Here is a 23,609-nt window from a genome sequence, read left to right as displayed (position 1 = left end):
TTTTAACTTACTTTTAGGTTTCCCCTCAAGTGACTTGCTTGCCATGAATACCATCAACAGCGACCCAGACATTCTGGGCGGTACGCCGGTTTTTAACGGCACGCGGGTACCCATTAAAAACCTGTTCGATTACTTAGAAACGGGGGAAACGATTGAGGCGTTTCTCGATGATTTTCCTTCCGTTGGCCGCGAGCAGGTGTTGAGCGTACTGGCTTTTTCGCAACAGATTCTCAACGCTTCGACGCAACTGATGCATGAAAATTCTGTTGGATGAATGCGTGACCCGCAAGCTCAAAAGCCGTTTGCCGCAACACGAAGTTTATACTGTATCCGAAATGCAGTGGAACGGACTTAAAAACGGCAACTTGATGCACGCCGCTATTGGGCAGGGATTTGAATTGCTGCTGACAATTGACAAGAACCTGGCGTTTCAGCAAAATATGAACCGGTACGCCATCATTGTCGCCGTCTTGAACGTCGAGAAAAGTAAGATTTCCTTTCTAGAAGAATTGCTGCCAGCTTTTTCCCGCTTACTCCCCACGTTTGTAAAAGGCACTGCTTATTTAATCGAGAAATAACACCGCCAATGAGGGCCCCCATATCTTTGGCTATGCTCCACCCGCACTTCGCCCGCACCTTCGCCCGCAGCTACCGGCCCTGCTGGCGCTTTGCCAATGGCTGGGCGTGCAGCAGTTGCACCTGTTCGGCTCGGTCGTCACCGACCAGTTGGACCCGGCGCGCAGCGACGTGGACGCGGTGGTGAGCTTCCCGCCCGGCCTCGACCTGCTGACCGCGGCCAACGCCTGCTCGACGTGTGGGACGCCCCGGAAGAACTCTTCGGCCGGCGCGTGGACTTGGTGACGCCGGAGTCGTTGCGCAACTCCATCTTCAAGCGGGAGCTGGACGAAACCAAATCATTGATTTATGACGCGGCGTATTTACAGATTGCTGTATGATGTGTGGCTGGCCGTGGGGCAAATCAATGCATTCGTCGCCAATACGCCCACCTTTGCGGCTAACTAACAGTAAAAAACCTTATAATTAATTAATATGGCACAGTCAGGACGCCCAAGAAAATGTGACCCGAAGGTTGACAATATTAGAAGTAACATTGCTTTAAATAAATACGATACTGCAAAGGAAACATTGCAAGAGTTCGGCATAGACGCAACAGACGGATATGGTAGGACGGCATTAATAAATGCTGTAATTGAAAATAAAGCCAATTTTATTTGTTGGCTAGTTGATAACGGGGCGAATATTAATCATCAAGATAGAATTGGTTATTCTGCCTTGCATTTTATAGGCCAAAATAAAATCGTTGACCTTGCAAAATACTTTCTTCAGAAAGGAGCAGACCCAAATCTCCAAGATATTCATGGTAATACCGCTTTATGGACAACAATACTCAATGCTAAATTTTCGACCGAGGGACATGAAATTATAGCATTGCTATTAAAATTCGGGTCCGATCCAAATAAAATAAACAATTACGGTAAGACTCCGAAATTTATATATGAAACTATTCGTGGTGCAGATATTTCTATGGTTGACACATCAGGTTAAGTAAGTAACAATGGGGCGCATAATATATATTTAGTGTTGTAGGAAGTATTGCCGTGCGTGGTAACTAATGTTTTAATCACGTTTTTTATAAAACCCAAAAAGCGCCGGAACCCACGGGCCCCGGCGCTTCTTCAGCTGCTACAGTTGCGGGCCCTGGGGGCCCTTACTTAGCTGGGGGCACCACGGGCGCGGCCGAATGCACAGCGGGGGCCACCACGTAGTCGTCGTACTTGCTCACGTCGGACTGCTTGAAGAGGCCCTGGCCGATGTTGCAGAGGGCGGATAGCTCGTCGTAGTGGGCGTTGAGGGCGATTTGGCGGGTTTGGGTGGTGGCGCTGCGGCCCGAGACGGCCAGCCGCTGGGCCTTAAGGGCGGCGAGGTATTGCTCATTGGCGGCGGCCAGGGCCTGGAGCTGCGCCGGGGTGAGGCCCTGGGCTTGGTAGTCGGCCACGTGGGCGGTGGCCCAGTCGAGGAGGTGGCCCATGTTCACGTAGAAATCGCCCTCGCTGGCGTTGTAGAGGCCGGCGCTGCCGAAGGCTTTGTAGGCGGGGCTACGGGCGTCGTGCACGATGGTGACCTGGCTCATCACCGTGGCCATGCCGCTTTCCACGGCCTGGCGCTGAGCGAGGGCGGCGGCGGTGAGGGCCTGCTTCTCAAAATCAAGCTGCGCGTCGCTGGGCAGTTGGGCCACCGCGTCGGTTTGGGCCCTGAAGGCGTCGATGCGCGCCTGGGCTACGCCGCGCGTGGCGAAAGCGGCCGCGTCGCGGTCTATAAAATCGGCCTTCGTGTGGCAGGTGAGAATCAGGTCGCCCTGCGACATAGAATAGTTGGCTACGGTTTGTATTTGTTTCATGCTATTAAATGGAACTAATGTGCCGAAAAGCCCGGCAAACACGACTAGAGTGGCCGGCCGCAGGGCAAGCTCCGCAATTAATCCGGCATTGCGGGCCAGCCGTTGGCGGTTCCGGCGGTGCGCAGCGCCCGCCACCGCCCGCGTAGGCGCCGCCCCGGTGCTCGTAGCGGCACCCGCTGAACCCGTAGGCCCGTTCGCTGCTTCCGTAGGAGCGCCCTCCACGCCGGTAGGCCCGCGCCGCTAACCCGTAGGTCCGGAAACCGTTCCCGTACACGCAGCAACAGCAATTATCTGGCCTACCGTTGCATTATTCTTGGCTACGCGGGCGTTGGGGCCCCCAGCCGATGCCTAAGCTCGCCGCCCGCGCAGTCGGCCCAGGGCTTTGGCCCACAGCGCGTTCACTTCCGGCGCGGCGCCGGTGAGCAGCAGGCCGGCCCCGTAGAGCGCCGTGAGCGTGCCGCCGCGCAGCAACAGCGCCAGCCAGATGCTGGGTGGTACCGGCAGCAGCCACGCCGCCAGCCCGGCCGCCGCCGCCAGGGCCCCGATGAGCGGAATGCGCCGGTCGAAGGGCTGGAGGCCGTAGGTGCGCCACACAAACCAGGTGCGCAATAGGTTGATGCCCACCAGCGCCAGGCAGTTGGACAGGGCCGCGCCGGCCAGGCCCAGGCGCGGGATGAGCAGCGCGTTCAACCCCACGATGGCCACGGCCAGGCCGGCGTTGAACACCAGATCAAAGCGGTAGCGAGGCGAGGTGAGCACGATGATGCCGTTGACGCCCGTGATGCCGTCGACCAGGCGGCCCCCCAGCAGCAGCAGCACGGCCGTGCTGCCGGCGGTGTAGGCGGGGCGGTGGATGAGGCCGTACACGAAGTCCAGGTTCAGGCCCAGGCCCAGGGCTAAGTAGCAGCCGAGCACGGTGTTGAGGCGGGTGGTGCGGGCGTAGAAATCGGCCATCTTTTCCAGCGCGCCTTCCTTCCAGTACTCGGCAATGAGCGGAAACGCCGTTTTGTAGAGGGCCCGGAACGGCAGCGTGAGAGCCGTGCTGATGTTAAAGGCAATGGCGTAGATGCCGGCCGCCGCCAGGCTGAGCTTGGCGCCCACCATCAGCGCGTCGATGGTGACCATGATGGTGCCCGAGAGGTTGCCCAGCAGCGCGAAGCCCCCGAAGGCCAGCAGCTCGCGCAGGGGCCGCACCCGCAGCACGGCCCGCGTGGGCCGCAGGTGCAGCTCGCCGATGGCCAGCAGGTAGGCCGCCAGCAGCACGTCCACCAGCGCGTAGCCGCCCACGTAGGCCAGCACGAAGCCGTCGAACGACAGCACCCCGCGCCAAAACAGCCCCGCCGCCCCTACGATGTACAGCCGCAGGAAAATCTCCTGCAGAAACGACGAAAACCCGGTGTGGAACAGCGACTTGAGGTAGGCGTCTTGCAGCGAGAGCAGCAGCACGGCCAGCGTGAGCAGGAGCACGGCCGGGTAGTTGGGCCCCAGCAGCGCCGCATCGGCCGAGAAGCGGCCCAGCACGAAGCTTTTGCCGGCCCACAGCGCCGCCGCCACCGCCGCGAAGCCCAGCAGCGGCACGCCCAGCAGCAGCGGCAAAAAGCCCGAGTGGCCCTTCGCCGGATCGCGGAAGTAGGGGAAGTAGCGCAGCGCCGTGCTGGCAAACCCGAAGGCCGCCAGCTGCGCCGCCAGCGTGGCCAGCGACACCAGCACTGAGGTGAGGCCGAGCTGCGCCGGCGTGAGCAAGCGCGTGAGCACCAGCGTGCTACTCATGAACCCAATGCCCAGGCCAATGTAAGAAATCAGGGTGTTGCGGAGGCCCTGGCGTTGAACAATGCCCAAGTGGAGAGGAGAAAAATAGAAATCCGGGGCCCTACGCCGCCGGAAACTGGGCCCAAATTTCGGTGCCCGTGAGGAATGCCGCGCCGCGCCCGCGCAGCCAGCCCATGATTTCGTGGAATTGCCGGGGCCCGTTGGTGGTGTTGGCCGGGTCGAAGTTCTGGTTGTGCCACAGCACCGACGCCACCCCGCCAAACTTTTCCACCTCGGCGAGCATGGGCACCAAGGCCGGCAAAACTTCGTCGGGCCCCAACTGCAAATAATTGGGGTGATGCAGCGTCGCGTCCATTACGTTCAGCGGAATTTCGAGAAACTCGTGCGCGGTACTGTTCCTGAAATCGAACGGATAGAAGGGGTGGCAGTAGGAATTTCGAAACCCGAAATGCTCGGCAAAGCCGAGTGTCGAGTCGAAAGCAATGTCTGCCTGGTCTACTATACTGGTGGTCAGGCGCGGCTCCCAGCGCAGGTAGTGGAAGCGGTTGCCACCTGCTTCTGCATCGAGTACCTCCTGCCGCTCAGTATCAAAATGAATAAAATTATCGGCCGTTCCGATGCTGGCGTGTAGGGCTACCGCGTGGCCTTGCTTCGCTAGTTTGGCCAGCCGTTGCCACAGCCGGGCCGTGAGCCGATAATCCGCGTTGGGCGTGCCATCGGCCCCGGGCCGGTGCGCGGGCAGCACGAAAAACGTGGACCGGGCCCCGTACTGCGCCGTGGCGGCGGCCACGGCTTCGAGGTTATCCCAGACGTCGGGCTGCGTCCAGTGCTGCCACAGCATCTGCCCAAAATCCATCAGCCGGCCGGCCCGGAGCGCCGCTTTGGCCGGGGTTTTCCAGGCGCTGCGCAGGTTGTCGAGGTCGTGGCTGACGAAGGCAGCGAATGGGGCCCCGGGGCCCCAGGTACGCGGGCGCAGCGGCCGGCCGGTGGCGTGCTCCACGGCCACGCGCAGCACGTCAAAATAATAATTCACCACCGGCAGCGCCACGAAGCCGTACCGCGCCTGCACGCTGGCCGCGTAGGGAAACCGCCCGTGCCGGTCGCGTTTGTTGGAGAAATATTCTTGCCAGCCGCTGAGTAGGTAAAATGCAGCTGAAACCACGTCGGCCGCGATGCGGGCCCGGCCCGGGGCCAGCTCCAGCAGCGGCCGTGCCCCGTCGTAAAAGAAAAACGGCACGCGCTGGCCCCGCCATTCGCGCCAGCTGGGCGCGGGCGGGCAGGGGTGGGCCCGGTCGAAAAAGCCTTCCGCCCTGTTGGCCACCGCCACCGCTGCCGGGCCCCCGGCGTAGCCAATGGCCCCTGCGGGCACCCGTTCATAAACCCGCCGGAAGTGGGCCAGCACGTATGCCAGCCGCACCTCGGCCGTGACCGGGGCCGTCGGCGGCAGGGCGGGGGGCGGGGCGGTATGCAAGGAAATTAGGGAAAAGAGCCGGCCGCGTTAGCGCACTACTTCCACCCAGCCTTTGTAGCGGTAACCGGTGGTGGGACGTTGCAACAAGACGTAGTATAAGCCCGGTGCGGCGTCGGCACCCCAATCGTTAGCGTAGTTGTTTGTGTGCAGCACGGCCTTGCCCCAGCGGGTGTAAACATCGAGTTGCCAACCTAGCCCAACCAAACCACTGATTTTGAACAAGTCGTTGCGTGCATCGGCGTTGGCGGTAATGATGTTAGGGATTATTAAGCATGATTGCACTGCCACTACGCGGGTCGCGCTGCGGTTGTCGCAGTTCGTGGATACGCGGAGGGTGTAGCTTCCGGCCTCCCGGACTTGTAAGTCCCGGTTCGAACTGCCGTCGGACCATTGGTAGCGTAGGCCCTGGCCCACCGGACCGCGCAGCAGCGCCGCCTCGCCTTCGCAAATGGTGGTATCGGCCCCCAACGTGAAAGATGGGCTGGCTAGTTCGGAACGCACAGTTCGGCGGGCCGCCGGGGTGGTGCAGCCCGCGCCGTACGTGAGCACGGCGGAATAAAGGCCGGGCGCGCTGACGAGCAGCGTGGGGGTGGTTGCGCCCGTGTTCCACAGCACGCCGGTGGCCCCCGCCCCGGCCGCGGTTAGCGTCGTGCTGCGGCCCGGGCATAGCAACGAATCCCCGGTGATGGCCACCGCCGGAACCGGCAATACTTGCACGGTGCGGCGGGCGCTGCTGCTGCACCCGCCGGTGAAGAAGGTCGTAACGGTGTAGGTACCGGGTTGCGTTACGTCCAGCGTGGGCGTGGTGGCCCCCGTGTTCCACTGGTAAGTTGCCGCGCCGGCAGTGGTGGCGTTCAGCAGTGTCTGGCCATTGGCACAAATCAGCGAGTCGCCGCTGATAACGATGCGGGGCGCAAGGCCGCCCGGTAGGCTAATGTATTCGCCCCGATAGGTAGCATTGGTGCGCACGAGCGAGGTAGCCGTAGTGGTGGTAACAGCGGCTTGCCAGTTCAATTCATTGCTTGTGCGCTCCGCCAAATGCTTGCAGTTGGGCCCGTCGTGTGGCCGGACGCGCACGGTGTAGGTAGCCCCAGCCCCGGTCGTGAACACGCCAGTGTAGGCGGCAGCGGCCCCCGCGCCGGGCGAAATTATGGGCGCGCTATTTACGACGTAGAGCTGCACCCCGCGGGTAGCCGAAGCGGTAGCCGTCGCAACTGCCGAGTCGCCGGTCGCCGTCACTAGTTTTGCCTGTGGCGCGGTGCTGCCGCCGACTTGGTAAGCGTAGGCGCTGTTGTCGCCAATGGGCGCGCCCGAGACCCGCCAGGTATCGCTGCCCGAAAAATTTATCAAGGAGCTGCTGGCTGGCGCACTGCCTTGGTCGAGGGCAGTATTGCCGTTGGTCTGGTCGAAGCGGTAGTAAGCAACGAGGTCGGCCGGGGCCAGTGGAAACTTGCGGCACATGTTGTCCCGGATATCGGTTTCGGTCCGGGACGTGCGCCACACACGCACTTCGTCGAGTTCGCCATTAAAGTATTGGTCGTTGTTGTAGAGGTAATTCCCCAGGGTAAGGGCCGTGGAATTTACTAAATTGGGGTTGCTGGCCGGATAGGATTTTGAATTCTCCAGAATCCCATCCACGTAGATTTTCCAGGTGTTGTCGCCGTACACGCCCGCCAAGTGGTGCCAGCGTCCGTCGTTCACGACGGCGGTGGAATACCCCGAGGTCATGTACTGTCCGGCCCCCACGCGGCCGTCAAAGCCGGCCTGGCCCCCGATTACGTAAAGAAAGAACCCCTTTTCTTCTGAGTTGGAGTTCAGGTACTTGCCCGTTACCCACATGTAGCTGGCACTGGTGGTTTTCACCCAGGCCTCGGCCGTTACCCGGTTAGTAATGCCCCGGCTGCTGGTGCCGGCGTTGATGTAGTTGGAGCCGCCCCGAAAGAAAAGGCTATTGCCCGGGCCCGTGATGGATTGGGCGCTTACGGGTGTGGCCGCCCAAACCGTAAGTAGAAAAACAAAAATCGATAGTAAACGTGTTTTCATAGAAGGTCGAAAATGCGGTGGAAATTAATCAGCGGCTCATAAAATTCAAGGCAAGTTAGCGGCCAAGGAGCCATTCATCGAGTACTTGCAAGCACAACGCTTGGCTGTGGCCCTCGTCCGAAGTGCCGATAGTGGCATTATAATAGGCCGCGCGGCGGTAGAGGTCGAACGGTTTGTGCTGCGCGTAGCGGCGTAGCAAGGCGGCCAACTCGGACAGGGTCCCGGCGCGGTCCACGAGGCCCTGGGCCGCGTAGCCGTAATAATCTTCTATCATGGCGTTCGAGCCAAGCCGGAAGTACAAGCTGGCCAAGTTTAAAAGCGTGGCCTCCAAGTGGGTAGAAGTGTCGGCGGCAACCAGCGCGTCCTGGCGGCCCAGGAAATCAAATATTTTTTCCTGGCGGGCGTCCGACCATTGCAGCGCCGGCAATTCGGCCTGGAGGGGGGCGTAGTCGCGGGTGTCCACCGGGTGGGGCCGCAGGGTGAAAGTGAGGCCCGGTAGCTCGGCAATGAGGTACACCAGCGCGTCGCGCAGCGCCGGCAGCGGGTCGTGGAGGTTGGTCGTCAGCCCGACGCGCCGCACGGCCGGGGCCCGGTTGCGCTGGCCCAAGAATTCATCGGCCTTGGGCATCCCCACCAGCGCCACTTGGCCCAGGATTGGCCCGCACTGGCGGTACTTGTCCAAGGCATCCTGCCCTTCGAGCAGGTTCAGGCCAAAGCCCAGCGGCGGGAAGTAGGTGCTGACGCTGGCGTGCTGCACGTAAACCGTGGGGATACCCTCGGCCCGGCAGGCCAGGAGCAGCGCCCGGGTGTCGTCGTTGTGGTCGTTGGCGAACACGACGGCCTTGGGCCGGTCGCGGCGCAGCGCCCGGCGGTACACTTCGTAGTAGCCGACGGCGTAGAAAATCAAATCAAAAAAACGCCGGGCCCGCCGGCCTTCCATTCGCGCAAGGCCCCACAGCACCAGCGGGTACTGCCCGTAATACAGCAGCTTGCGGCGCAGCGAAAGCCGGTTGACCAATCCGTTGTAGCGGCCAATTTGCTTGCCCTGGCCGGCCACGAGCACGGCATCGGGCCGGGCCTGCTGAATAAAATGCAGTGAATCGTAATTGTTGGGGCTCACCACGTACAGCCAGACTTTGCCGGGCAGGGCCTCCCGGTTGCGCACGGGCCGGAACACGTGCCCCACCAGCCGCAGGGCCGTGTACGCCAGCACGCGCGCCAGCCGTTTCAACGGGTTGGCCGGGGAAATGGTGGCCAGCACGGCCGGCGGAAAGTTGGCAAATAAAGGGGTGAAGCGCAGCTGCAAGATGTCGCGCAGGCGGGCCACCCGGCCGGGGGGCAGGGGCGGCATCACAGCAGCTCCCAGGTCAGGGGCGTGCCGGCGGCCAGGGCCTGCCGGGCCGGTTTGCCCAGCACCTGCTCGTAGTAGCGCGGGGGCAGGCCGTTGCCGGGGCGTACCACGCGCAGGTTTTCCTTGGTGAAAACCTCGCCCGCGGCCACGTCGCGGGCCACGTACAACGAGCGTTTGTAGAGGCGGCTGGGCTCTTCGGCCCGCTGAATGCCGTACTGAATCTGGCCCAGGGCCTGCCAGGCGCGGCGGGTTTCGGTCACCAGGCTCGCTACTTCCTCGGGCTCCAGCGAAAACGCGGCGTCCACCCCGCCGTCGGAGCGGCGCAGCGTCACGTGCTTTTCCACTACGCAGGCCCCCAGGGCCACGGCGGCCACGGCCGCGCCCACGCCCGCCGTGTGGTCGGAGAGGCCCACCAAGCACTCCGGGAACAGCTGCTGAAAATGGGGGAGGGTGCGCAGGTTGGTGTTTTCGGGCGATGCCGGGTACGTGCTGGTGCACTTAAGCAGCACCAAGTCCCGGCAGCCGGCTTCGCGGAGCACGGCCACGGCTTCGGCCACTTCGGCCAGGGTGCTGGCACCGGTGCTCATAATCACGGGCTTGCCGGTGGCAGCCACCCGGCGCAGGAGGGGCCAGTCAGTGTTTTCAAAGGAAGCAATTTTGTAGGCCGGTACTTCCAGCGTTTCCAAAAAATCCACCGCTGATTCGTCAAACGGGGAGCTGAATGCCAGCATTCCGTGCTGCTGGGCCCGTGCAAACAGCGGCTGGTGCCACTCCCAGGGCGTGTGGGCCTGCTGGTACAGCTCGTGCAATTCCCGCCCGAACCACAGCGACTTGGGGTCGTCGATGCGGTGGGCCCCGGGCAGCGTCATGGTGTCGGCCGTGTAAGTTTGGAGCTTAATGGCGTGGGCCCCGGCGGCGGCCACGGCGTCGACGATGGCAAGGCCGCGGCCGAGGTCCTGGTTGTGGTTGCCGGAAAGCTCGGCGATGATGAACGGCGGCTGGTTGGGGCCGAGGTGGTACGAACCGATTTGCATAGGAGGAAGAATGCCGGCGAATGAGCTGACCAACGGGTCCGCCTTCAAGCAATCCAAACAAAAGTAAGGGAGCCGGCCGGGGCGTCGGCCGCTGGGGCCTCCGCCGCAAACCCGGCGCGCTCAAAAGCCCGCACCGAAGCTGGGTTGGTGGCCCGCACGTGGCCCTGCACCCGGCGCAGCCCGGCAAAGTGCGCCTGCGCCGCTTCGGTGCCGGCAACCAGCAGCGGGGCCGATAGCCCACGCCCGCGCCATTCGGCCGCCAACTGGTAGCTTAAGGTGGCCACGGCCCCGTCCAACTGAAACCGAATGAGGCCTAACGGTGCCGCCGTGGCGCCGTCCTCAGCTAGCAGCAGCAGCGCATTGGGGTCGGCTAAGCGAGTTTGTAACCAGTCGGTGTGGGTGGCCGGTGAAATGGCCCCCTCGCTGAACGACTGCCGACGAACGGCAGCATCGTTGGCCCAGGCCAACAACAACGCTAAATCGGCGGTCTGAACGGGGCGCAGACGAAAACCAGGCAGCGGCAGTTGCAGCGCGGCGAACGCCTGCCGCAACCGCACCGGGGCGTTCCCGTCGAAGTACTGGTGCTGGGCTGCCCGGAGTTGATTGCTGATGCGAATCATGTCTGGGCTAGCCAGTACATTGGCTGCGCTGGGGTAGGGCAACGCTAAACCCGCGCCGCGCAGAAAGTGGTCGAGGTCGTGTTGATTATCAGCTGTTGGCAAAGTAAATAACAGGCCGCCGCCAACGGCGCAGTACTCGTAGCTGACGGTGCTGGGGGAAAGCACGGCGGCCCCGCAACGGCGCATCAACGCTGCTAGGCCGGCGGCCGGCAGGGCCCGGTGCAGCACCAGGCGGCCCTGGAGCGCCGCCCAGGCGCACAGGGCGTTCCAGCCCTGGTAGGCCGAACCAACGACCACGTGCAACTGCCCCATCGCTGCCGGCGGCAAGGCCAGCAAGTCGGCCGCCACCTGTTGGGTGCGACGGTGCGGGTCGGTGCCGCCCAGGCAGAGCAATACCATCGGCGAACCAGGCGCTTCATCTGCTGCCGTTGCGAGAGAAGTTGCTTGCGGCGCAAGCGCCTCCGATTGCCAGAAACCGGCCCGCAGCGGGGTAAATGCTGGCCCCGCCAACAGCCGGGCCCCCGGCTGGCGCAGTACGTAGCTGCTGCTGAAAACCCCGCCGGCGGGGTTCAGCACCGCATCCGCCGCGAAGGGAAAAGCGTGCAAATCGTCCAAGCAAACCAAGCGCCGCGCTTTAGATCGCACGGCCTGCTGGTAAGCAAAGTCAAAGCCGTAACCATCGAGTACCACCACATCGTCGGGCCGCAGGAAGTGCTGTCGCAACCATTCGGCCTCGGCCGTAAGCGGTTGCTCGGGCAATTCCTCTACCCGCAATTCCAACCCAGCTAGCAATTCTTGCAGTAAACCGATGGGCCCCCGAACGGCGTAAACCGTTTCAACAAATTGGCTGCGCAAAATATCAGCCAGCGCCAACAGCCGCACCACGTGGCCCAGCCCAATGGCCGGACTACCGTCGGCGCGTAACACCAGCCGGGGGCCCAGCCGGCCGGGGGCGCCGGCTGGTGTTACGGGCACGGCGGGGAGCAGCACGGTCATGGCTCAGATTTTCTTTTGTTCCACCGTTGCATTCAGTGCGACCAGTTCTGGATGGGTAGACAGTAGCTCGATTAGTGCCTCGCCGCTGAGCTGGCCCGCGGCGTGGTCGGCCAGTAGCACCCGAACCAAAGCAAAATCTTCGGGCGTATCCACGGTAAGGCGGTACCGGCTGGCATCGGCGGCCCGGGTAAGATGGGTCAGGTGCACGGTACCGGCGCGGTTCTGGTTGATATAGGGCGTCACGTGCTCCCGCTCGGCGGGCAGCGTGGCCCGTTGCGCGGCTTCGTCCAGTAGCTCCCGTGAAAAAATCTCGAAATCAAAGCCGCGCGGGTACGTGCGCCGCAGCACGTTCGACAAATAGAGCCGGGGGTCGGCGGCGGCCCGGTAGCGGGCCACCCCTTCCACAATCAGTTCTGGAGCGATGAAGGGGCAATCGCTGGTAACCCTCACCACGGCCTCTAGGTCGTTTTCCTGGGCGCAGAGCTGGAAGCGGCCGAGCACATCGTGTTCGTCGCCCCGCGTGACGGGCACGTCGTGGGATTTGCCGAAGGCCGCCAGTACGTCGTCGGTGGCGTTGGTGGTGGTGGCCAGCAGCACCGGCAGCCCGGTTTGGCGCAGGCGGCGCAGATGGCAGCCCAGCAGCGAGTCGCCGCCGGCCCGGAGCAGCACCTTGCCGGGCAGGCGGGTACTGGTCATCCGGGCCTGCGAAACAATGCCGATGCGCAAGGCCCGGCCCATTAAGCTCCTATTTTTTCCAGCAGGTACATGCAATCCGTGTTGCCCTTTTCGGCCGGGTTCACGTACGGGAAAAACTCCTGCTGCACCAAGCGCAACTGCCCTGGAAACTGCTCCTGAAACAAGCGGGCGTAGTCACCTTTCCAGGCGTAGCCCACGTTGTCGCGGTACTTAATGGTAGTGATGTCGGGGGTGTAATACTCAAAGCCCCAGATGTAGCGGCTGGAGGTGCGCATCATTTCGGCCATTACTTTCGGCAGGTCGTCGGGCGAGATGTGGATCAGCACGCCGTTGGTGCCCACCACATCAAAAAAGCCGTCCTTGAAAGGTAAGTCCAGACCGCTGCCCTGCACAATGTTCACGTGCCGGGTGTACTCCTTGGCTTTCTCGACGGCGTAGGGCTGAATTTCAACACCGTACAGGTGTTGGAATCCGTTTTCTTGCAGGCCCATCAGCTGCATACCGGTGTTGCAGCCAACTTCCAAGATGCGGGCGTCGCGGTCGAGATGGCCCAGAAACCGCTCGTTCATAGCCAGTTTAGTTTGCCCCCAGTTGTCGAGGTAAAATTGGTTCCAGTCCTCCAGGTGCCGCGAGTTGCGGTCGGTGTAGTGGCGGCCGAAGTCGCTGGTCCAGAAATGCTCTTGCTTGGTATTGGGGTTCGGGGTGGAGGTCATGAAAACGGAGGAATCAAAAGAAGAATTTTGCTTCAAAAGCAATTCGCAATAGTACGACGCGGCCGCCAGGGCCTTGGCCAGTACTCATCATTTACCAATCGAACCGGCCCATTTAAGCAAGTGGGAGAAGCCCAATAATCTAAAAAGCATGGTCGCCGCCCACGGCCCCGCTTTCGTTAAAATCAAAGTACCAAGAAGTTACGAAAGGGTTATCGGCTTGGATGGTGACCCACCCCGGATGCCCGCCCAAAAACTCCTTCAACTCGACGTCTTGGTTAACTTCAATGCGAAGCTGCCCGAAAGGCGGTAATAAGGCCGCCCGCTCCAGGGTCTGGTTGTCGGCTTCGCGGTAAAAGGACAGCTGCAAGTTGGCAGGTGTGGCGTACTCTTTCAAAGGCGACCCGTTGAGGATGACCACCACCGAATGGTCGCCGTCGAGTATGGGACTCCACTTGAATGTGCCAGGCTTGGTGAGTACTTTAGCGTTGGCAATCTGGGAGTTGAAGCATACATTGGTGGGCAGATTCATGGCTCGCCCCGTCCGGCCGATATTGAGGCCAAATTTAAGGCGAGTCGGAATCTGCTCTCGGTTGGGCCAGTGCTTGACGATATTTACGCCGCGCAACTGTTTGGCCTGCTCGGGCGTGAAGTGCTGGGCAATTACTTCATTGAAGCTCAAGGTGAAAAACTGGTCGGGGGTGGCGTGCAGGTCCAGATGGCGCCAATCGCGCACGGTGCCCACGCGCCGGCCGCCTTCGTCGTAAAATTCCAGGCTGATGCCGAAAGCCGAGGGCGAATAGATGGGGTAAAACACCAACTGGGTGTACTCGCCCTCGCCCATGAACAGGGGCGCAAACACGGCGCTGTCGTGGAACCGCTCGTCCGCATTGCCCCAGTAGGCCCCCGCATCCGTCACGGCCGACGAGTCGTAGTACGTGTGGGTGATGCTCAGGGCGTGGCGGTGCTGCTCGAAGTTGCCGGCTACAAAGCGCGGGAAAAACCCCCGAAACTGGTGGTGGAGCTTGATGGTGCCCTTGCCGCCCCGCAGCACGGCCCCGAGGTCGATATAGTCGCGCAGCTTCACGAAGCGGGTGGCGTAGGCCGGCACAGGGGGCAACACAAATTCGCCATGGTGGGCCCAGTCGTGCTCGTCAACAATGGTCCACTTAATCAGTGGATTGTCATAAGTATAAACGCCGTTAACGAATGCAAAAAATGGGGCATACTCCTCCGCCGAAAGGATGTCAAATCCGCATTCGGGAACGATTTTATCCTCGTTTTCCTGCAAGTCTTCGATGTCGTTGTACACCCGCCCCGTGGTGTGGACGCTGGCCATAAACTCGTCGCCGTAGTAATTGAGGACGAAAGCCGGGTAGGGATAAACCAAGTCGCGGGTGGCAAAAATCTCCAGCTCCAGCGAGCCCGTGAAATTAGCTCCTGTGCTGCCCAGCGCGGTTTCGGCCAACAGGTCGCCCACCCGCAAAGCAAACGCTTTGGGCTCGGTAATGAGCAGGCTTTTGCGTAGCAGGACGGGGCCCTCTTCGCCGCGCAGCGTCACTAGCATTTGCACTTCTGGGATGCGGCGCTTGAGGAGCCAGTAGCCCATGAACAGCACCCGGCTGGAGTAGTGCGCCGAATGCAGCACCGGAAAGATGGCGGAAGAACGGAACACGGGCCGCCGGGTCAAGCTCACCGTTTCGCCCGCCGCCATCGTCGATTCAAGGTGCTTGTGGTAGCTTTTCATGGGAGTAAGGCGGAAGGGTGGGGAGCAAAGGCTACGGCCGGGGCCCGGGTTTCACCACGAAACTGGGCGTGTGGGTATAAGACAGTTTTTGCAGCCGTAGGTTGTGGCGGGCCACTAGTTCGTCCACGGCACGGGTTTCGCCGGCTACGGTGCCGTAGTCATCAAAAATAAGCAAGCCGCTGGGAACCACCAGGTCGTAAAGCGTATCCAAGGCCACTTGGCTGGGCTTGTACACGTCCACGTCGATGTGCAACAAGGCAATGCGCAGCTCCGGGTGAGCCGCGGCGTAAGCCGGAATGGTGCTCACCACGTCGCCAGGCACCAGCTCCACGTTGCGCAGGCCTTTATGGGCCAGCACCGCTTGCACTTGTGCCACGCTCAGGCCCTGGCCGGCCACGTCGTCGTGGCGGGCGGCAAAGGCGTTGTCGGTTTCGTCTGCGTGCCGCGGAAACGCCCCAAAAATATCAAACCCGAGGATGCGCCGCGAATACGGGCTTTCCAGCAGTTCGCGAAAAGTAGCCCACCGCACGAGCGAGGTAGCCTTGAAAACGCCGCATTCGACCACTGCGCCCGGCAGGCCGGTTATCATTTTGTACAACTCGAAGTGGCCCATGGCCTTAGCCAGCCGGGTTACGTCGCTGGTAAGGTAGAAGCCGTTTTCGTAATGAATGGCCTGGTTAGAATCAAAATCATGGATGGTCATGCAGGCGAAAGGGAATTGTGTCGAAACAAAATAATCATTTAAAACCTGCTTCAGTATTGGTCTTTAATATTTTGCCGCTACTGTTTTGGCAGAAATTCTGCCACGCAGGCCACCACGTAGTCCTGCTCGTCGTCGGTCAGGGTGGGGTAGAGGGGCAGGCTCAGGCAGCGGGCGTAGTAGGCCTCGGCCTGCGGGAAGTCGCCCTTTTTCCAGCCCAGCCGCTCGTAATACGGCATGCGGTGGACCGGAATGTAGTGCACCTGGGCAAAGATTTGCCGGGCTTTGAGGAAGTCGTACAGCCCGCGTCGGTCGGCCACTTGCACTACGTAAAGGTGGTAGGCGTGGCCGGGGCGGCCGGGGGCCAGCACGTCTACGCCCGGCAGGGCGGCAAAGGCAGCGTCGTAGCGGGCGGCCAGCTGGCGGCGGCGGGCCAGGGCAGCGTCGGCACGGGCCAGCTGGCTGAGGCCCAGCGCGCAGTTGATGTCTGAAATGCGGTAGTTGTAGCCCAGCTCCTGCATTTCCATGTACCAGCCGCCCTCGCCGGGGTTCACAAACGAGGCCTCGTCGCGGGTGATGCCGTGGGTGCGCAGGCGCAGCAGGCGGTGGTAGAGGCGCTCGTCGTTGGTGGTGACCATGCCGCCCTCGCCGGTGGCAATGTGCTTGACGGGGTGGAAGCTGAAGATGGCCAAATCGGCCAGCTGCCCGCTGCCGCAGCGCCGTTCCCGACCTTCAGAATCAACAAAAAAGCCGCCCGGCGCGTGGCAGGCGTCCTCAATAAGCCAGAGGCTAAACTCGTCGGCCAGAGCCCGGGCCTGCTCCAAATCCGCGCCCAGCCCGGCAAAATCCACCGGAATCAAGCCCTGGAAATAGCCCTTCGGGTGGGCCCTCAGCAGGGCCCGCACCTGGGCCAAATCAATCAGGCCGGTGGCGGGGTCAATGTCGGCAAAGTGCACCTCGCCACCGCAGTACAGCACGCAGTTGGCCGAAGCCGCGAAGGTGAGGGGCGTGGTGATGACGCGCTGCCCAGGCCCCACGCCCAGGGCCAGCGCGCACAGGTGCAGCGCGGCCGTGCCGTTGCTCACGGCCACGGCGTATCGGGCCCCGATGTACTCTGCAAACCGGGCCTCGAATTCCGCCACCCGAGGGCCCTGGGTCAGGAAGTCGGCGCGTAGCGCGTCGGCCACGGCGGCCACGTCGGCATCGGTGATGTGCTGGCGGCCGTAGGGCAGGGGGTGGGCGGGGTAGAAAGCGGGGTCGGGCATGGGGCCCCAAAGGTAAAGGAAGGCGCGCTTTGGGGCCCCTAACCCCAGCACTTATGCCACAAAATCAGCGTCCACGTGCCGCCGGATTTCTTCCTGAATCTGGGCCGCGTCGAGCCACTCGTAGTTGTTGGCCGAGTCGTAGTGGAAGCCCAGCGGCACGCGCCGGCCGTGGAAGTGGGCCACAAACTTGTCCACGTCCCAGTTGGGCGTGTTGGGCAAAATCACGTAGTAGCGGGGCAGTTCCACCGTGCTTAGGGCGTCGGTTTCGGTAATCATTTCCTCGTGCAGCTTCTCGCCGGGGCGAATGCCCACGATGCGTTGCTCGCAGTCGGGCCCGATGGCGCGGGCCACTTCGGTGATCTTATAGGAAGGAATTTTCGGCACGAAAATCTCGCCGCCCCAGGCGTGCTCTAGTGCGTAGAGCACTAGGTCCACGCCTTCTTCGAGCGAGATGTTGAAGCGCGTCATGTCGGGGTGGGTGATGGGCAGCACGCCGGTGCGGCGCTCCTTTAAAAAAAAAGGCATCACCGACCCGCGCGAGCCAATCACGTTGCCGTAGCGCACCACCGAAAAGCGCAAATCGCGCGCGCCCTTCATGTTGTTGGCGGCCACAAACAGCTTATCGGAGCACAGTTTGGTGGCTCCGTACAGGTTGATGGGCGCGGCGGCTTTGTCGGTGCTCAGGGCTACCACGTCCTTCACGCCGCAGTCAAGGGCGGCATTAATCACGTTTTCGGCCCCGAAAATGTTGGTTTTGATGCACTCCATCGGGTTGTATTCAGCGGCGGGCACCTGCTTGAGGGCGGCGGCGTGAATCACAATGTCGATGCCCTCGCAGGCGCGTTGCAAGCGCTGCGGGTCGCGCACGTCGCCGATGAAGTAGCGGATGGCCGGGTACCGGGCCGGGCTGAATTCCTGGCTCATCTCGTACTGCTTCAGCTCGTCGCGCGAGAACACCACCAGCCGCTTCACCTGCGGGAATTTTGCGAAAACGGTGCGCACGAACTGCTTACCGAACGAGCCGGTGCCGCCCGTGACGAGGATGGACTTGTGGTTGAGGTCGAGGGCCATGAAAAGTGAAAGAGAGAAAGGGCAAAAGTACGCACCCGGGCCGGGCGGCGTAAATTTGCGGCATGGCCGAGCCCGTAAAACTCCTCATTTGGGACCTGGATGATACCTTCTGGCGGGGTACGCTCTCGGAGGGCCCCGTGGCGCCCATCGCCGAAAACCTGGCCCTGGTGCGCGCCACCGCCGCCCGGGGCCTGGTGCACACCGTCGTCAGCAAGAACGACCCCGCCGCCGCCGAAGCCGAATTGGAAGCCCTGGGCATCCGCGACTTGTTCGTGTTTCTGCGCATCGGCTGGCAGCCCAAGGGCCCGGTCATCAAGGAGTTGCTAGAGGCCATGCAGCTTAGGGCCCCCAACGCGCTTTTCCTCGACGACAACCCCGTGAACCTGCGCGAGGCCGCCTTCTACAACCCCGGCCTGCAAACCGCCGACCCCGCCGACCTGCCCGCCCTGGCCGGGGCCCTGCGGGCCAGCGGCAAGCCCGACCCCGGCTTTTCGCGCCTCAAGCAGTACCAGCTATTGGAGCGCCAGCAGCAGGCTCGCGCCCAGTATGAGGGCGACAACCTGGCTTTTCTGCGCGCCGCCGGTGTGCAAATAGAGTTCCGCGAGGGCCCCGAAGTAGTGCCCGATTTGGCCCGCATCGAGGAGCTCATCAACCGCTCCAACCAGCTCAATTTCACCAAGCAGCGCGTCACGACCGAAGAGCTAGCGGCCAGCTTCGCCGACCCGGCTCGCCGCTGGGGCACGGTGCGCGTGCGCGACCAGTTCGGCGACTACGGCTTGGTGGGCGTGTTTTGCCTGAACGTGGGCGAGAACCGGCTGGAGCAACTCGTGTTTTCGTGCCGGATTCTGCACCTCGGCGTTGAGCAGTTCACCTACGCCTGGCTGGATTTCCCGGCGCTGGAAGTGCAGGGCGAAGTGGCTACGGAATTAAACAATACCGACCGGCCCGACTGGCTGACGGTTGCCGCCGGGGCACCCGCCGCGCCGCCCGCGTCCGCCGCTGGGGCCCCCAAGCTGCGCGTGTTGCTGAAGGGGGGCTGCGACTTGGGCCAACTCACGCCCTTCCTACAAGCCTTCGACCTGAAAGTGACGGAAGAATTCAACTTTCTCAACGAGAACCAGATAACGGCGCATTTGGAGCACACCGTGCTGCTGCGCCAAACCCAGGAGCTGCCCGCTGCTGAGCAACAGCGCCTGGCCCGGCGTCTGCCGTTTCTGGGCGCTGACGCCTATGATACGGCCCTGTGGCGCGGTGACTACGACGTACTGGTGTTCAGTCCGCTGATGGACTATACTCAGGACCTGTACCGCGAACGGGCTACGGGCATCGCCGTGCCTTTCGGTGGCTACCGCGACCTGACGGCTGAGCCGCCGGGGGCCCTGGCGGCCCGCTACGCCCAGCGCAAGTTCCGGGGAATGGACGAAGCTTTTTTACGGCAGTTTGCGCAGGATTTTCATTTTGAGGGCCCCATTAGCCCCGCCGAGTTCCGCGAAAACCTGGCCTGGCTGCGCCAGCAGGTGCCGGCGCCCGTGCCCATTTTCTTCCTCAACGGCACCGAAATCGACGTGCCTAACTCGGGCGAGCCCGGGGCCCCCCAGCGCCACGTGGCGCTGAACGCCGTGTTGGATGATTTCGTGAGAACGGCTCCCAACTGCTTCGTGGTCGACGCCCGCCCCTTCATCAACCAGCGCGCCGACGTCACCAACAACCTGCGCCACTACCAGCCCCGCCACTACCGCACCCTGGCGCAGCACCTGGCCGCGGCCATCGGCGAGTGGCGGGGCCGGCAGCTAACGCACTCGGCCTGGGCCGATTGGCGCGCGCGCCTCTGGAACCGGGTGCCCGCCAAGCTGCGCGGCGCCGTGGCGCGGCTCACCTAGCCTAGCCGTGCGCCGGGGCCCCCACAATGGCGGCCAGCTGCCCTGTGAGGGCCCGGCGGGCGTAGCGGGCGTGGGCGGCGGCGGGCAGGTCCAGGTTGGGGTTGATGGCCCACTGGTGCAGCAGCGCGTCGAGGGTTTCCTGCATCAGGGCCGCGTCGGCATAGGGCAGGGCCTGGCCGGCGCCGCATTCTTGCAGCAAATTATCAGCGTCGGAGTCGGCGGGTCCCACGCACAGCACGGGCTTGTTGGCGGCCAGGTACTCAAAGATTTTGCCCGGCAAAATGCCCCGGTTGCGCGGTACGTCGGGAATGGCCATCAGCAGCACGGTGGCGCGCAGCAGCTCGGCCACCGATTCGGCGTGGGGCACAAACGGTTGGTATTCCGTGATGCTGCCCAGGCCAGCGGCGCTCACCTGGGCTCGGAGCGCGGCGCTCACTTGGCCCACGAAGCGCAGCTGCACGGGCACGGCGGGGTGGCGCGCCCGGGCCCCGGCTAGGGCCCCCAGCAAGCCGTCAATGTGGTACAACTCGGTGATGGTGCCGGTGTGGGTGATGCGAAAGCAGTCGGCTGGCGGGCGCGAGGACTGGCCAAAATCGGGCGCGTCGTAGCCGTTGGGTAACACGTGGATTTTGCCGTCCCCCAGCCCCGGCACCTTGGCGCGGAACAGGCGCTCGGTCTCGGGCGAGGTCACGAGCACGGCGTCGGCCTGCGTCAGCATCTGGCGCTCGTAGCGGGCGTCGAGCCAGGCGGCCAGGGGCGTGTGGTGCAGGTCCTTATAGTAGTAGATGTCCGTCCACGGGTCGCGCATATCGGCCAGCCAGCGCAGGCCGTGGCGCTTCTTTAGCTCCAGGCCGATGAGTTGGGTGGAGTGCGGCGGCGAGCTGGTGAGCACGGCGTCGAAGGTTTCGCCGGCGGCCAGCAGTCGTTCCACGGCTCGCAGCGCGTGCTTGTTCCAGCCCCGGCGCGGGTCCGGAATGAACAGGTTGCCGCGCACGAAGCGCAGGGCCTGCTGCACCAGCCCGGGCTTGCCCTCATTGGCAAAGCCGCCGTAGGGCACGGCGCGGCCCGTCAGCTTCTTATAGCTTTCGAACGGCTCGGACGTGGGCGTACGGATGACGCGCACACCGGGCGGTACGTCGGCGGCCAGGCTTTCGTCCAGCACGGGGTAGGTGGCCTGGGCGGCGTCCACGGTCACCACGGTGGCTTCCACGCCAAAATCGCCCAGGTATTTCACCCATTTCAGGCAGCGCTGCACGCCAGCTCCGCCCGAGGGCGGCCAGTAGTAGGTGAGGACGAGCAGGCGCAACGGGTGGGTTTGGGGCACGGGAACGGGGCTGAGCAGAACGGGCGAAGGTACGGCCCGGACCGTTTTTCGCCCGTTTGTGGTTACTTTTGAAGGTGATTTCCGGCCCAGTTTCCGCCCGGGGCCCCACCGCGGGCCCCGCGAAATCCCTCCCTCCGCCAACCCCATTGCTTCATGTTCGATAACCTCTCCACCAAGCTCGACCGGGCCATCAAAACCCTAAAGGGCCAGGGCAGCATCTCCGAAATCAACGTCGCGGCCACCATCAAGGAAATCCGCCGGGCCCTGGTCGATGCCGACGTCAACTACAAGGTTGCCAAAGACGTAACCGATAAAATCAAGGACGAGGCCATGGGCCGCGACGTGCTCACGGCCGTCTCGCCGGGCCAACTCATGGTCAAAATTGTGTACGATGAGCTGACCGCGCTTATGGGCGGCGAGAAGCAGGACATCGTCATCAAGGGCGACCCGGCCGTGGTGCTGCTCTCGGGACTGCAGGGCTCGGGCAAAACCACGTTTGCCGGCAAGTTGGCCAGCTTCATCAAGAAGCAGAACCGCACCGTGCTGCTGGTGGCCTGCGACGTATACCGCCCCGCCGCCATCGAGCAGCTGAAGGTGCTCGGCGAGCAAATTGGGGTGGAAGTGTACAGCGAAATCGACAACAAGAACCCGGTCGAGATTTCGCGCAACGCCATCGACTACGCCAAGAAAAACAACAAGAAGGTGGTCATCATCGACACCGCCGGCCGCCTGGCCGTCGATGAGCAGATGATGCGCGAGATTGAGGCTGTCAAAAGCGCCATCAACCCCAGCGAAACCCTGTTTGTGGTGGACGCCATGACTGGGCAGGACGCCGTGAACACCGCCAAAACCTTCAACGACCGCCTGAATTTCGATGGCGTGGTGCTCACCAAGCTCGACGGCGACAGCCGCGGCGGCGCGGCCCTCAGCATCCGGGCCGTGGTAGAAAAGCCCATCAAGTTCATCTCGACGGGCGAGAAGATGGAGGCGCTTGACCTTTTCTACCCCGACCGGATGGCTCAGCGCATCTTGGGCATGGGCGACGTGATTTCGCTCGTGGAGCGGGCCCAGCAGCAGTTCGACGAGGACGAGGCCAAGCGCATCAACGCCAAAATCCGCAAGAACCAGTTCAACTTCGACGACTTCCTCTCGCAGCTGGACCAGATCAAGAAGATGGGCAACATCAAGGACTTGATGGGAATGATTCCGGGCATGAGTAAGGCCATGAAGGACGTCGAAATCGACGACGACGCCTTCAAGCCCGTGGAGGCCATCATCAAGAGCATGACCAAGCAGGAGCGGGCCAACCCCGACCTCATTAACGGCTCGCGCAAGCGCCGCCTGGCCAAGGGCTCGGGGACTGACATTCAGCAGGTAAACGCCCTGATGAAGCAGTTTGAGGACATGCGCAAAATGATGCGCACCATGAACAAGATGAGCCAGACCAAGGGCGGCATGGCCCAGATGGCCAAAATGATGGGCGGCCTAAAAGGGGGCCCCGGCGGTATGATGCGCTAGCTCAACCGTAAACGGATTTGCAACAAAAACGAAACGGCCGGGAATTTTTTCCCGGCCGTTTCGTTATCCCATTGTGAAAGAATAGTTTTTTAAGGTGTTTTGGTTTAAAAAGGGACGGGGCCATGCCTCGTCCTTTTTTCATGCCCAACACCGAAGGAAGCGACCGGTGGCTTGGCTAGTGCACGATGCGCAACTCGTAGCCGGCCGGTGGGCCGGGCACGGCCCAGGCCCCTACGCGGCTGGGCCCGTAGCCCAGGTTCACCTTCACCCAGGCATCGCGGGTGGGCAGCAGTTCCATTATTTCGTGGCGGAGGCGGGCGAGGTCGTCGTGCAGGGCTTGGTGCTGCTGCTGGCGTTCGTCGGTGGCCTGGTCGTAGCTGCCGGTGGCGGGGCGCTGCTCAAATTCTTCAGCCGACTGGGCGCGGTTGGCGGCTTGGCGGGGCGCGTCGGCGCGGGCCAGGCGGGCTTTGCGCAGGGATTCTTCGGCTTGCAAGTAGGCCTTTACTTTCTCTTCGAGCGGTTCGAGGGCGGGGGCGAGGTAATCTAGGTTGGAAGCCATGGGGAGAGGAAATGAATGCTAAACATACGCCGCACCGGGCGTGGCCGTTGGCACAGTAGGCAGGGAGGGACACGTGTTTCGGGGCATGCTCAGGTAAGTGGGCAAGGCTGTCGGTATGCCCGGTCCAAGTATTGGCCCCTAACGGGGGACACTGATTTAAATCATAATAATGCAAATGCAAATAAAGCGTGGTGTTATACCCGGATGGGTTATAATAGATTTTATTTTATTGGGATAGAGGTTAAAAATATGGAAGTAATTATTTGTAACAAATACCAAATTAGTATTCTTAAGTGTAGGTTAATTACAACTATGCTAATTCAGTAATCAACAGCAGGTTGATTCGTGTATAAAATTAAAATAATGAAAATCAACAAAATGCATGATAGATTATAGACTATTTTATCTGTTCTAAGTTATTTTAGGGAATAGATA

22 protein-coding genes are annotated in these 23,609 nt (G+C 62.2%); 7 read left to right on the top strand and 15 right to left on the bottom strand.

Annotated features, from left to right (window positions below):
• The first annotated feature begins 43 nt into the window (after positions 1-43).
• The 5 genes from AXW84_RS10800 (at position 44) to AXW84_RS23240 (ending at position 1,566) form a co-directional block, all read left to right on the top strand.
• A complete protein-coding gene (locus AXW84_RS10800; RefSeq protein WP_068232627.1) occupies positions 44-274 on the top strand; it encodes a DUF433 domain-containing protein in 231 nt (76 codons plus the stop codon).
• Complete coding sequence (locus AXW84_RS10795) at positions 255-578, top strand: hypothetical protein (protein ID WP_071891205.1); 324 nt, start codon at positions 255-257, stop codon at positions 576-578. Before AXW84_RS10800 ends, AXW84_RS10795 begins: the two co-directional genes overlap by 20 nt.
• A 106-nt stretch (positions 579-684) precedes the next feature.
• The gene (locus AXW84_RS26525; protein ID WP_157886946.1) at positions 685-861 is read left to right on the top strand and encodes a nucleotidyltransferase domain-containing protein; all 177 of its coding nucleotides are present in this window, start codon (positions 685-687) and stop codon (positions 859-861) included.
• A complete protein-coding gene (locus AXW84_RS24820) occupies positions 813-956 on the top strand; it encodes a hypothetical protein (protein ID WP_157886945.1) in 144 nt (47 codons plus the stop codon). Before AXW84_RS26525 ends, AXW84_RS24820 begins: the two co-directional genes overlap by 49 nt.
• A 94-nt stretch (positions 957-1,050) precedes the next feature.
• Positions 1,051-1,566, top strand: coding sequence for an ankyrin repeat domain-containing protein (locus AXW84_RS23240; protein WP_071891202.1), 516 nt, complete (start codon positions 1,051-1,053; stop codon positions 1,564-1,566).
• 163 nt (positions 1,567-1,729) lie between these two features.
• Here the strand turns inward: AXW84_RS23240 and AXW84_RS10790 are convergent, their stop codons facing one another.
• The 13 genes from AXW84_RS10790 to pseB form a co-directional block, all read right to left on the bottom strand.
• Complete coding sequence (locus AXW84_RS10790) at positions 1,730-2,419, bottom strand: hypothetical protein (protein ID WP_068232617.1); 690 nt, start codon at positions 2,417-2,419, stop codon at positions 1,730-1,732.
• A gap of 348 nt (positions 2,420-2,767) precedes the next feature.
• The gene (locus tag AXW84_RS10785) at positions 2,768-4,258 is read right to left on the bottom strand and encodes an oligosaccharide flippase family protein (protein ID WP_068232614.1); all 1,491 of its coding nucleotides are present in this window, start codon (positions 4,256-4,258) and stop codon (positions 2,768-2,770) included.
• A 31-nt stretch (positions 4,259-4,289) separates the two neighbouring features.
• Positions 4,290-5,660 (bottom strand): DUF7033 domain-containing protein, encoded by a 1,371-nt coding sequence (locus AXW84_RS10780; RefSeq protein ID WP_068232610.1) that lies wholly within the window; start codon positions 5,658-5,660, stop codon positions 4,290-4,292.
• Positions 5,661-5,687: 27 nt separating this feature from the next.
• Positions 5,688-7,703, bottom strand: a complete 2,016-nt coding sequence (locus tag AXW84_RS10775) for a LamG-like jellyroll fold domain-containing protein (RefSeq protein ID WP_068232609.1) — start codon at positions 7,701-7,703, stop codon at positions 5,688-5,690.
• 55 nt (positions 7,704-7,758) lie between these two features.
• Positions 7,759-9,054: a hypothetical protein gene (locus AXW84_RS10770; protein ID WP_236943302.1), complete on the bottom strand. Its 1,296-nt coding sequence runs from the start codon at positions 9,052-9,054 to the stop codon at positions 7,759-7,761.
• Positions 9,054-10,088 (bottom strand): pseudaminic acid synthase, encoded by a 1,035-nt coding sequence (gene pseI / locus AXW84_RS10765; RefSeq protein ID WP_068232607.1) that lies wholly within the window; start codon positions 10,086-10,088, stop codon positions 9,054-9,056. The genes AXW84_RS10770 and pseI overlap by 1 nt, the downstream gene beginning before the upstream one ends.
• A gap of 44 nt (positions 10,089-10,132) precedes the next feature.
• Positions 10,133-11,704 carry a bifunctional UDP-2,4-diacetamido-2,4,6-trideoxy-beta-L-altropyranose hydrolase/GNAT family N-acetyltransferase gene (locus AXW84_RS10760; RefSeq protein ID WP_068232603.1) on the bottom strand — a complete coding sequence of 524 codons (1,572 nt, stop codon included), beginning with the start codon at positions 11,702-11,704 and terminating at the stop codon, positions 10,133-10,135.
• Between the two features lie 3 nt (positions 11,705-11,707).
• Positions 11,708-12,442 carry a cytidylyltransferase domain-containing protein gene (locus AXW84_RS10755; protein WP_071891200.1) on the bottom strand — a complete coding sequence of 245 codons (735 nt, stop codon included), beginning with the start codon at positions 12,440-12,442 and terminating at the stop codon, positions 11,708-11,710.
• Complete coding sequence (locus tag AXW84_RS10750; protein ID WP_068232601.1) at positions 12,442-13,113, bottom strand: pseudaminic acid biosynthesis-associated methylase; 672 nt, start codon at positions 13,111-13,113, stop codon at positions 12,442-12,444. The genes AXW84_RS10755 and AXW84_RS10750 overlap by 1 nt, the downstream gene beginning before the upstream one ends.
• 139 nt (positions 13,114-13,252) lie before the next feature.
• Entirely contained in the window at positions 13,253-14,857 is a 1,605-nt protein-coding gene (locus tag AXW84_RS10745) for a hypothetical protein (protein ID WP_068232599.1), read from the bottom strand.
• 31 nt (positions 14,858-14,888) lie between these two features.
• On the bottom strand, positions 14,889-15,560 hold the full coding sequence (locus tag AXW84_RS10740; protein ID WP_068232595.1) for a TylF/MycF/NovP-related O-methyltransferase: 672 nt from the start codon (positions 15,558-15,560) through the stop codon (positions 14,889-14,891).
• Between the two features lie 77 nt (positions 15,561-15,637).
• Positions 15,638-16,822 (bottom strand): UDP-4-amino-4,6-dideoxy-N-acetyl-beta-L-altrosamine transaminase, encoded by a 1,185-nt coding sequence (pseC, locus tag AXW84_RS10735; RefSeq protein ID WP_068232592.1) that lies wholly within the window; start codon positions 16,820-16,822, stop codon positions 15,638-15,640.
• A gap of 51 nt (positions 16,823-16,873) precedes the next feature.
• The gene (gene pseB / locus AXW84_RS10730; protein ID WP_068232589.1) at positions 16,874-17,893 is read right to left on the bottom strand and encodes a UDP-N-acetylglucosamine 4,6-dehydratase (inverting); all 1,020 of its coding nucleotides are present in this window, start codon (positions 17,891-17,893) and stop codon (positions 16,874-16,876) included.
• 62 nt (positions 17,894-17,955) lie between these two features.
• Here pseB and AXW84_RS10725 point away from each other — a divergent pair, with 62 nt between their 5' ends.
• Positions 17,956-19,773: a hypothetical protein gene (locus AXW84_RS10725; RefSeq protein ID WP_068232585.1), complete on the top strand. Its 1,818-nt coding sequence runs from the start codon at positions 17,956-17,958 to the stop codon at positions 19,771-19,773.
• A 1-nt stretch (position 19,774) separates the two neighbouring features.
• Here AXW84_RS10725 and AXW84_RS10720 read toward each other — a convergent pair whose 3' ends face one another.
• A complete protein-coding gene (locus AXW84_RS10720) occupies positions 19,775-21,097 on the bottom strand; it encodes a glycosyltransferase family 4 protein (RefSeq protein WP_236943301.1) in 1,323 nt (440 codons plus the stop codon).
• 153 nt (positions 21,098-21,250) lie between these two features.
• Here AXW84_RS10720 and ffh point away from each other — a divergent pair, with 153 nt between their 5' ends.
• Entirely contained in the window at positions 21,251-22,615 is a 1,365-nt protein-coding gene (gene ffh, locus AXW84_RS10715; protein WP_068232582.1) for a signal recognition particle protein, read from the top strand.
• A gap of 175 nt (positions 22,616-22,790) precedes the next feature.
• Here ffh and AXW84_RS10710 read toward each other — a convergent pair whose 3' ends face one another.
• Positions 22,791-23,174, bottom strand: coding sequence for a hypothetical protein (locus AXW84_RS10710; RefSeq protein ID WP_068232579.1), 384 nt, complete (start codon positions 23,172-23,174; stop codon positions 22,791-22,793).
• Positions 23,175-23,609: the final 435 nt, after the last annotated feature.

Source organism: Hymenobacter sp. PAMC 26628, assembly GCF_001562275.1.
Taxonomy (GTDB): domain Bacteria; phylum Bacteroidota; class Bacteroidia; order Cytophagales; family Hymenobacteraceae; genus Hymenobacter.
This window is presented reverse-complemented; position numbering and strand designations above follow the sequence as displayed.